A 9220-nucleotide genomic window follows, 5' to 3' on the forward strand; every position below is an offset into this window, starting at 1 on the left:
GACGGGCTGGTTGGCAACAAAAGCGCGCTGGGGGACTGCAAGCATGACTGAACTCCGATAATAAGGAGTCAATCAGCTTGGACACTGTCCAGCGACGGCGATAGATGCTGGCCTCCGGGCATTTACGAATTAAGCGATAAACCTTTTGGCATAGGGGTGACGTTGTTGATGCCAGGTGCTGCCGAGAATGCCAAGGTGGCGTTGGAAGAGAAGGTCCCCGTGATTAATTTCTCGCTCGGCAAAGGGGACTGGATAGTGACTGCAGCGCACCAGTATGGCGGTAAGGTGATCGCCACTGTCACCACAGAGAAACACGCCCGCGCTGCGGAGAAAATTGGAGTGGATGCACTCCTGGTCACAGGACACGAAGCGGCAGCGCATGGTGGTGCCGTCACTTCGCTGACATTGATTCCTGCCATTCGTGATGCGGTGAGTCTTCCCATTGTCGCTGCAGGTGGTTTTGCCGATGGCCGTGGTCTGGTGGCGGCACTCGCCTTGGGCGCCGATGCGGTGGCAATGGGTACGCGCTTGGCAGCCACGCTCGATAGCCCGGTTCATGCAGCAACCAAAGGCATGATTATCACCAAGGGAGTAAGCGAAACCATCTACAACGCGAAATTCGATGGCATTCCCTGCCGGATGATGGATACCCCGACGGCCCGGCGTAAGTCAGCCCGCGCAATCACCCTTTTTGAAGCTGTGCCGCGCGCATTGTTGTCTGCCAGGAAGGTGGGCATCTCATTCAGCAAGATACTGGCAGGGGCAATTGCTAAGCCTGCGGCGATCAAGCAGCTGGCGCATTTTGGAGCTGCCACCGAATCCATTCGTCTTGCAATCCAGCAGGGAGACCATAACGAAGGGGCACAACTGATCGGCCAGGCCCAAGGACTGGTGCACGATTTGCCTTCGGTAGCAGATCTGTTTGAACGTATCGTGGCGGATGCTGCGCGTATAAAAGCGGGACTGCCGAATTAGTCGGGTGTGGATTTCGTATGCAACATCGCTTCCAGCAGCGTGAACATTTGCGCGAATTGCTGGCTGGCATGCCGGCAGTGGGGGCAATGGGTGACGTGGGTTTGCAATTGGGCCATCTGCTCGGCAGATAGGGGCTCATCACGCGATTGGCTTAGGAGTTCGCTACTTTGAAGGCAGTTGATGCCACCGGCCTGCAGATCGGATGGATCTACTTTGTTTGACTCGCTCACTATTGATCTCCCGTCAGTGAAAAGTGCTGGTCCATGCATGCGCGTAAAGCCAACCGGGCACGATGCAATATTACCCGGACATTGCCGGTAGTCAGGCTACACAGCTGACAGATTTCGTCGCTGGAAAAACCCAGGTACTCACGCTGAAGAAACACGCTGGCCATATTTGTTGGTAGCCGTTCACAGCACGTACGTAACGTGGCCAGGGCTTGTTGGTCTATTACTGCATCCAGTGGATTGGGCCAACTTTTCATCTCTCCCGACCAACTCCCTGCTTCATCAAAACTGAGGGCAAGCAGGTTTTCACTGGCTTGCAGCTCTGCAATCACTTCCTCGGCAGACAATGGGCTTTGGCGGCGCTGCAGGCGAAAGTGGTCAATAATCTTATTGCGCAAGATCTGCACCAACCATCCATGCGCAGCATCGTGGTCCCGTAGGCTGGACCATTTCTCCAGGCCGGTCAGCAGGGTTTCCTGTACTACGTCGCGCGCCATATGATCATCACGTAACTGCATGCGCGCCAGCTTGTATAACAATGGGTATGCAGCACGGCTTACAGCGTCATAGGTCGTTTGCGGCATCGACTGATTCTTTCCTAGGTTGTAACGCTTTGGAGGTCTGCATCGTCTTTACACATGTAGGTGTTCGATGAATCGCAAATCTGCTTCATAACTTAAAGGAAAGTTCACAATGAAATCCAAGTCCACGATAGCCCTTGGTGCGCTTACCAGCCTTTTTACGGGTGTTGCACTGGCAGAAGAACCCAGCCCGGCAGCTTTGGTCGATGCGTTGAATGGTGTGTTCGGCCGTCATGCCCATATGCGTGCGTCCCATGCCAAGGGGTTCTGTGTCAGTGGGGAGTTTATCGCTAGCGGTGCTGGCGCCAAATTGTCTTCGGCCAAACATCTGCAAACCAATGTTGTTACCCCTTTGATAGGTCGCTTTTCAATTGGCGGCGGTAATCCGAACGCACCGGACAATGCTCGTAATTTACGGGGACTTGCGCTTAGGTTCGATATCACCGGTGGAGAACAGCATGATCTCTTGATGATCTCAACGCCGATGTTTTTTGCCCGCACGCCCAGCGAATTTGTAGCGTTCATGGCTGTACGCAAACCAGACCCTGCAACCGGTAAACCGGTCAAAGAGAAGCTGGATGCATTCAATGCAGCAAATCCACATACCCTGCGGCAATCCAAATATATTGCCGGCCAACCGGTTCCTGCCAGTTACGCAACCATACCTTATTGGGCTGTGAGTACTTTTTATCTGGAAAACAGAGCGCACAAGAAAACACCGATTCGTTGGCGCGCGGAGCCCGTGGCTGGCAGCCAGGGGCTGAGTGATGAAGAAGCTGCAGCACGCAGTAAAACGTTTTTGGTGGACGAGTTGACTAACCGGTTGGCAAGCGGGCCTGTCGAATTCCGGTTGTATGCAATGCTTGCCCAGGAGGGAGACAACTTGATTGACCCGACTGAGGTCTGGCCTGCAACGCGCAAGGAAGTACTGGTGGGAAATATCCGCATCAAAGCACAAACCGCCCAGGCTTGTGACAGTACAACCTTTATTCCCACAACCTTACCTACAGGCATTCTGCCCAGCGCTGACCCAACTTTGCCGGTGCGCGCACCATCTTATGCGATTTCCTTGGGCCGTCGCCTGAGTGATCCTAAGTAAACCCCGCTAGCCCGTGATGAGTACTGAACACATGGAAACAGTTGTTTAAGTACCTGTTCAAGATTTGCTACGGGCAGCCAACGGCATAGTGAAGCATCAGCGTCCTACTTAGTCAGAAAGAATGGTATCAATCATGAACAGAGTCATCTTCGAAGCCCTCGACCGTTGGACTAGCGATCTAGAAAAAGTACTTAGATGTGCAGGCGTACCAGTAGAGGAAATTGTCATTGAAGGCCCCAACCTAACAGGCGACAAGAGATCAGTGAACTTAAGTGTTGTTGTAGCAATTGACAACAAGCTAGGTGGATAGCGATACGAGCTTGCGTGTAAAACCAGGGCCTGTTGACGTTACGAATTCAGAGTCTCGAAGAAGAGCAGCAAACCTGTAGGAATGAAATTCCTACACCAATAATTCTGTGGGTTTGCTATGCCCCGAATGATGCTCAGTGATTAGCTTTGGCCGAAGCGGGAAGAAACTCTGCTTTAGCACGCCATTGACCAAAGGCAGGATCTACGAATGACCGTTGAAAGTATCCTTTACCGGATGCGCAATAAGATCGTGAATAGGTTCTATGAATTCGGGTCGAGGTAGAACGCCTTAGGCAGCAGATCACCCACGGTAGTGATATCCACATGCTGCTTCAGATTGGACAGGATGACCTCCATATCCGGAGTACCCAGTTCGATCATCACTTGGCGGCATGCACCGCAGGGTGCAACAGGGCCATCGGTATTCGCCATCACCGCTATCTTGGCGAAATCGCCAGGGCGGTAACCTGCGGCGATGGCGCTGAATAGCGCAGTACGCTCAGCACAGTTACACAGACCATACGATGCGTTTTCGACATTACAGCCATGGAAGATCTTGCCATCTTTGGTGAGTACCGCTGCGCCCACTAGAAACCGCGAATAAGGTGCATAAGCTTTTTGACGGGCATTGGAGGCTTCTTGAATCAGCTGTTGATGGTCCATAGGTCTATCCATAAATAAATATCAATAAAATGGTCAGGCGCAGGTAAACAAACACGCAGCCCAACCAGCGTTTACGATGCTGTAGTCGGCTGCTTAGGGTGCAGATAACAATCCATCATCAGTACGAACCAACATGGCTTGGCCATCTTCGAATGGGGTTAGCCCAAACCAGTTGGCGAAACTCTGTCCGACATCGGCAAAGCTTTCGCGCACACCAAGGCTACCGGCGGTAACGCAGCGACCGTACAGCAGAACAGGGACGTGTTCGCGGGTATGGTCGGACCCAGGCCATGTGGGATCGCAGCCGTGGTCAGCAGAAATCACCAATACATCGTCGTCCCGCAGTGCAGCTAAGCATTCTGGCAAGCGGGTATCGAAGTACTCCAGCCCGGCCGCATAACCCGCCACATCGCGCCGATGACCATAACTCTGGTCAAAGTCGACAAAGTTGGTCATGACGATGCTGTTGTCTGGCATATCGCAGATGGCAGTGAGCGTTGTATCCCACAGTGCATTAAGCCCGGTTGCCTTGACGGCTTTTGTGATACCGACATTGGCGTAGATGTCAGCAATCTTGCCGATCGACAGCACGTGGCCACTGTTATCGGCCAGCTTTTTCAGTACGGTAGGTGCGGGTGGTGGAACAGCCAGATCATGCCGGTTACCAGTGCGTTTGAAGCGCTTTGCATCCTGCCCGAGGAACGGGCGGGCGATGACACGGCAGATGTTGTAGCGATCGACTTCTTCACGCGCTATTTCGCAAAGTGCGTAGAGGCGTTCCAGACCAAAGGTTTCTTCATGGCAGGCGATCTGAAACACCGAGTCGGCCGAGGTATAGAAAATCGGCTTGCCACTGGTCATGTGTTCTTCGCCCAGCTCTTCCAGAATAGTGGTGCCGGAAGCATGGCAATTACCCAGATAACCTGGCAGATTGGCGCGTCGGACCAGGTTTTCCAGCAATTCAGGTGGGAAGGTATTGGTTGGCTTGTCGAAATAGCCCCAATCGAACAGGACTGGAACACCAGCCAATTCCCAGTGGCCCGATGGCGTGTCTTTACCTGATGATTGTTCACGTGCAGCGGCATAGGCACCGATCAAGTCGGGTTTGGCCGACAGGCCTGCAGGCAGACTGCCCGATGCCAGCTCGCATGCCAAGCCCATGCCCAGTCGTTCCAGATGGGGAATCTTCAAATTGCCTTGCCGGCCGACATCGGCTTTTCCCTCAGCACACCATTGAGCAATGTGGCCAAGTGTATTGGCGCCGACATCGCCAAACTTGACAGCATCTGGCGTAGCGCCAATGCCGAGCGAATCCATGATCAGGAAGATGACGCGCATGGTGACTCCATGTATTGGCAAAGGGGTGTACTGCAATTTACTGCGAACTTCCCCTTGTAGTGACAGGCTGCAATTGGATTACAGCCTGGTTCTCAGCTGATGTCGCGGTAAACAACCGACGGCAACTGCGGGGCTTCCGCAGCCAGCTGGTAAGCAGCCTGTACCGAGGCAACGGCAGCCTGGGCTGCGGCTTCGCTTCTGGCATGAACCACAGCAAGTGTCTGTCCGGCTTCGACGCGTTGGCCCAGCTCTGCGAGTTCCGACAAGCCCACTGCGTAATCGATATTGTCTTCCGGCCGGTAACGACCACCGCCGAGGCTGACCACGACAAGGCCAAGTGCACGGCAATCCACAGTGCTGACATAACCTGCGGTTGGCACTTTGATTGGTACGATCACAGGCGCGGCTTCCAGGTAACGATCTGGCGCTTCCAGCAGGTCAGCCGGGCCACCCAGGCCAGTTACCATTCGGGCAAAGCGTTCTGCTGCTGCGCCGGAATCCAACGATGCCTGAAGTTTTTGATGAGCTTCTGCGTCGTCTTTGGCCAAACCGCCGACCAGCAACATGCGTGCGGCAAGCGCCATGGTGACTTCGTGTAAACGGGCAGGTCGGGATTTGCCGGTGAGGTAGTCGATGGCGCAGCGGACTTCGATTGCATTACCCGCGCATGGGGCTAGAGATTGGTTCATGTCGGTGAGCAGCGCAGCAGTTTTCATGCCAGCGCCATTGCCTACGCTGACAATGCTTTCCGCCAGCTCGACCGATTTATCGTACGTTGGCATGAATGCGCCGGAACCGACCTTGACGTCCATCACCAGTGCATCAAGCCCGGCGGAAAGTTTCTTGGACAGAATAGAGGCGGTGATCATCGCGACGGATTCCACCGTAGCGGTGACATCACGCACGGCATAGATGCGCTTATCGGCAGGGGCCAACTGGGCGGTCTGTCCGATAATGGCGACACCGATTTCACGAACTACCCGGCGTAAGGTATCAATATCGGGTGCGGTGTTATAGCCCGGAATGGCGTTGAACTTATCGAGCGTGCCACCGGTATGGCCCAGGCCTCGACCCGAAATCATCGGTACATAGCCGCCACAGGCTGCAACCATGGGGCCAAGCAATAGGGAGGTCAGGTCACCCACGCCGCCGGTGGAGTGCTTGTCCACCACGGGGCCGGGCAGGTTCAACGAACGCCATTCCAGCACTTGGCCGGAGTCACGCATGGCTTTTGTCATGGCGACACGTTCAGGGATGGTCATGTCGTTGAAATACACCGCCATCGCTAACGCAGAGATCTGGCTGTCGGTCACCTGCCCCTGGGTGATGCCTTGCACGAAAGCGGCGATCTCAGCATCGGTCAGGGCGTGACGGTCACGTTTCTTACGGACGATTTCCTGTGGCAGGAACATGAGTGGTTCTCCTTGCTTATTCGATTGCACGTGGTGCTGGTTGCAACCACGGTTTGGCTGTCTAGTCCTGTTCAAAGCCTTATGGGTAGCAGCCCAGATCATTGCTGCGCAGTAAGGTCGTGAACAGGTGATTAATAACTGGCAGCGGTTTGGTTATTGGGCGCGTGCCCCAGCGTGCTCAGCAAGCTGCCTAGCAGGCTTGATGCACCGAACCGGAAAGTGGCTGGGCTTACCCAGCCCAAACCCATGATACGGTCAGCCAGGGCGAGATAGGCGGCGGCATCGGCAGCGCTGCGCACACCTCCTGCAGCCTTGAAGCCGACAGGTTTTCCACTTTGCCGAATGGCCTGCAGCATGATTTCGGCAGCATCCAGTGTGGCGTTTACCGGTACTTTGCCAGTGGAGGTTTTGATGAAGTGCGCACCAGCCTCAATTGAGATATCGCTGGCTTGGCGAATGAGCGCAGGGTCTTTCAACTCGCCGCTTTCGATAATGACCTTCAATAATTTACTACCTACAGCGTCACGACATTGGGCCACGAGGCGATGACCCACTTCGGCATCACCAGCCATCAATGCCTGATAGGGGAATACGACATCGACCTCATCAGCACCAAGGGCGACGGCAGCAGCAGTTTCAGCTGCGGCCTGTTCTGGTACGGGTTGTCCAGCCGGAAAGTTGGTGACTACGGCTACCGGTAAGGTCAGGCCGTTTGTAGCCAAGGCGGCCTTGGTTGCACTCAGCAAACGTGGATAAACACACAACGCAGCAGGTGTGCCAACCGGCGTGTTGGCTGATCGCGCCAATGCCTGGACCGATGCTTCGGTGTCGCTGTCATTCAGCGAAGTGAGATCCATCAAATGCAGGGCGCGCAGCGCGGCTTCTGCCAGTTGGTTTTGAGTCAATTCAGTCATAACAGTCCTTTAGATGCCACAAAACCCGTTCATAGTGGATCATGAACGGGTTCCAAGTGCAGGGAACTTGGGTGGTGCTCGGCTATCAATAAGCAATCATTGCATCGTCAGGAACAGGCCGGCAATTGTGGCGCTCATCAGGTTGGACAAAGTACCCGCGGCAACAACACGCAAACCATAACGCGCAACTTCCGAGCGGCGCTCCGGTGCAACCACGCTGAATCCACCAGTCAGGATGGCGATCGACGAGAAGTTGGCAAAACCACACAGTGCGAACGACAGAATAGCCAGCGTACGCGGGTCAAGTGCTGTCAAACCGGCAGCGCCATGTAGATAAGGTGACAAGCTTACATAGGCAACGAACTCGTTCAGGATCATCTTCTGGCCAAGGAAGTTACCGGCAATGGCGGCTTGCTCCCATGGAACGCCAATCAACCATGCGACAGGGGCAAACACATGGCCCATCAATACTTCAAGATTCATATCCGGGTGCCCGAACCAACCCATGATGCCGCCAACGACGCCATTGAGCACCGCGATCAAGCCAATGAAGGCAATCAGCATCGCACCTACGTTAAGGGCGATCTTCAGTCCCACTGCAGCACCAGAAGCAGCGGCTTCGATGGCATTGGCAGGCTTGGTCTCATCGAAATTCACGTGGTCGATGACGACTTTACTGGGTTCGATCGTCGGGCAGATGATCTTGGCAAACAGCAGGCCACCGGGCACCGCCATGAAAGACGCAGCAATCAGATATTCCATCTTGACGCCAAGGCCCGCGTAGCCAGCCAACACCGAGCCAGCTACTGCCGCCATGCCGCTCGACATCACCGCAAACAGTTCCGGCCCGCTCAGTTGTTTGGTGAAGGGTTTGACCACGGCAGGCATTTCGCTTTGCCCCAAGAAGATGGTGGTGACGGCAGAAAAAGATTCGATACGGCTCACGCCCAGCAACTTCTGGAAAATCGTACCCAGAATGGTAACGATCCAACGCATGACGCCCATGTAATACAGCACTGAAATGAAAGCCGTGACGAAGATTATCATTGGCAATACACGCAGACCGAAGATGAAGCCCTTGTCGCCAAACATTTCAAACATCTTGCCATCGACCAGCCCACCAAACAGAAAGCCGATGCCATGATTGCCATATTCGAGGACATGGTTGACGGCACTGGCCGCACCTGACAACGCATCTTTACCCAAAGGCACAAACAAAATCAAAGCACCAATGGCGAACTGAGCCGCCAAGGCAGCAAAAACAGTACGTGGCCGAATGGCCTTTCGATTATTCGAAATCACAAAAGCGAGCAGCAACAGTACTGCTACCCCCAGCATGCTACGGGCGATATCCATGATTAAAAGCCGTCTCCCCGGCGGTTTGATTGTGGAGCAGGTTGCGCAAATTCAGTAACAACCGATTTGCTTGTTTTCAGGGGCGCGAGTATAGCTGTCGATACGACATTTGAGTGAGCGCTTGGTGAAATCAGCTGCTTGACGGTAAGGAGAAATTAGGCTGGTTGTATCGCTGCTGCGGCTTTGGGTGTAGGTGGCTGCTTTTTTTTTAACCAGGTTTTAGATGTTTAGTCCCACAGTATGCTGGTCTAATCTTTAGCCAGCTACGAAAGGATGAGCTATGGGACAGGTTCTACATGGAAGCGCCACAACGACACCGGCAACCCGTCGCGCGATACAACATAGT

9 protein-coding genes are annotated in these 9220 nt (G+C 54.2%); 2 read left to right on the forward strand and 7 right to left on the reverse strand.

What is annotated here, in order from left to right:
• Positions 1 to 168 precede the first annotated feature (168 nt).
• A complete protein-coding gene (locus ACUHMQ_RS19280) occupies positions 169 to 975 on the forward strand; it encodes an NAD(P)H-dependent flavin oxidoreductase (protein ID WP_445297093.1) in 807 nt (268 codons plus the stop codon).
• Here the strand turns inward: ACUHMQ_RS19280 and ACUHMQ_RS19285 are convergent.
• Positions 972 to 1244, reverse strand: a complete 273-nt coding sequence (locus tag ACUHMQ_RS19285; protein ID WP_445297085.1) for a zf-HC2 domain-containing protein — start codon at positions 1242 to 1244, stop codon at positions 972 to 974. The two genes, ACUHMQ_RS19280 and ACUHMQ_RS19285, sit on opposite strands and share 4 nt — an antisense overlap.
• Positions 1205 to 1786: a sigma-70 family RNA polymerase sigma factor gene (locus tag ACUHMQ_RS19290; protein ID WP_445297086.1), complete on the reverse strand. Its 582-nt coding sequence runs from the start codon at positions 1784 to 1786 to the stop codon at positions 1205 to 1207. The genes ACUHMQ_RS19285 and ACUHMQ_RS19290 overlap by 40 nt, the downstream gene beginning before the upstream one ends.
• A 109-nt stretch (positions 1787 to 1895) precedes the next feature.
• Between ACUHMQ_RS19290 and ACUHMQ_RS19295 the strand changes: the two genes are divergently transcribed.
• Entirely contained in the window at positions 1896 to 2882 is a 987-nt protein-coding gene (locus ACUHMQ_RS19295; RefSeq protein WP_445297087.1) for a catalase family peroxidase, read from the forward strand.
• 570 nt (positions 2883 to 3452) lie between these two features.
• Here the strand turns inward: ACUHMQ_RS19295 and ACUHMQ_RS19300 are convergent.
• From ACUHMQ_RS19300 to ACUHMQ_RS19320, 5 genes are all read right to left on the reverse strand, one after another.
• Positions 3453 to 3854: a cytidine deaminase gene (locus ACUHMQ_RS19300; protein ID WP_445297088.1), complete on the reverse strand. Its 402-nt coding sequence runs from the start codon at positions 3852 to 3854 to the stop codon at positions 3453 to 3455.
• Positions 3855 to 3947: 93 nt separating this feature from the next.
• Positions 3948 to 5192: a phosphopentomutase gene (locus tag ACUHMQ_RS19305; protein WP_445297089.1), complete on the reverse strand. Its 1245-nt coding sequence runs from the start codon at positions 5190 to 5192 to the stop codon at positions 3948 to 3950.
• Between the two features lie 92 nt (positions 5193 to 5284).
• A complete protein-coding gene (gene deoA, locus ACUHMQ_RS19310) occupies positions 5285 to 6604 on the reverse strand; it encodes a thymidine phosphorylase (RefSeq protein WP_445297090.1) in 1320 nt (439 codons plus the stop codon).
• A gap of 131 nt (positions 6605 to 6735) precedes the next feature.
• Positions 6736 to 7518 (reverse strand): deoxyribose-phosphate aldolase, encoded by a 783-nt coding sequence (gene deoC, locus ACUHMQ_RS19315; protein WP_445297091.1) that lies wholly within the window; start codon positions 7516 to 7518, stop codon positions 6736 to 6738.
• Positions 7519 to 7614: 96 nt separating this feature from the next.
• Positions 7615 to 8874, reverse strand: a complete 1260-nt coding sequence (locus tag ACUHMQ_RS19320) for a NupC/NupG family nucleoside CNT transporter (protein WP_445297092.1) — start codon at positions 8872 to 8874, stop codon at positions 7615 to 7617.
• Between the last annotated feature and the right edge of the window lie 346 nt (positions 8875 to 9220).

The sequence above is a fragment of the Chitinimonas violaceus genome, assembly GCF_052601015.1.

Bases quoted from the DNA above. Each gene is read 5' to 3' on its own strand.
- ACUHMQ_RS19280 (WP_445297093.1), top strand. From the start codon at position 169: ATGCCAGGTGCTGCCGAGAATGCCAAGGTGGCGTTGGAAGAGAAGGTC.
- ACUHMQ_RS19285 (WP_445297085.1), bottom strand. From the start codon at position 1,244: ATGCATGGACCAGCACTTTTCACTGACGGGAGATCAATAGTGAGCGAG.
- ACUHMQ_RS19290 (WP_445297086.1), bottom strand. From the start codon at position 1,786: ATGCCGCAAACGACCTATGACGCTGTAAGCCGTGCTGCATACCCATTG.
- ACUHMQ_RS19295 (WP_445297087.1), top strand. From the start codon at position 1,896: ATGAAATCCAAGTCCACGATAGCCCTTGGTGCGCTTACCAGCCTTTTT.
- ACUHMQ_RS19300 (WP_445297088.1), bottom strand. From the start codon at position 3,854: ATGGACCATCAACAGCTGATTCAAGAAGCCTCCAATGCCCGTCAAAAA.
- ACUHMQ_RS19305 (WP_445297089.1), bottom strand. From the start codon at position 5,192: ATGCGCGTCATCTTCCTGATCATGGATTCGCTCGGCATTGGCGCTACG.
- deoA (WP_445297090.1), bottom strand. From the start codon at position 6,604: ATGTTCCTGCCACAGGAAATCGTCCGTAAGAAACGTGACCGTCACGCC.
- deoC (WP_445297091.1), bottom strand. From the start codon at position 7,518: ATGACTGAATTGACTCAAAACCAACTGGCAGAAGCCGCGCTGCGCGCC.
- ACUHMQ_RS19320 (WP_445297092.1), bottom strand. From the start codon at position 8,874: ATGGATATCGCCCGTAGCATGCTGGGGGTAGCAGTACTGTTGCTGCTC.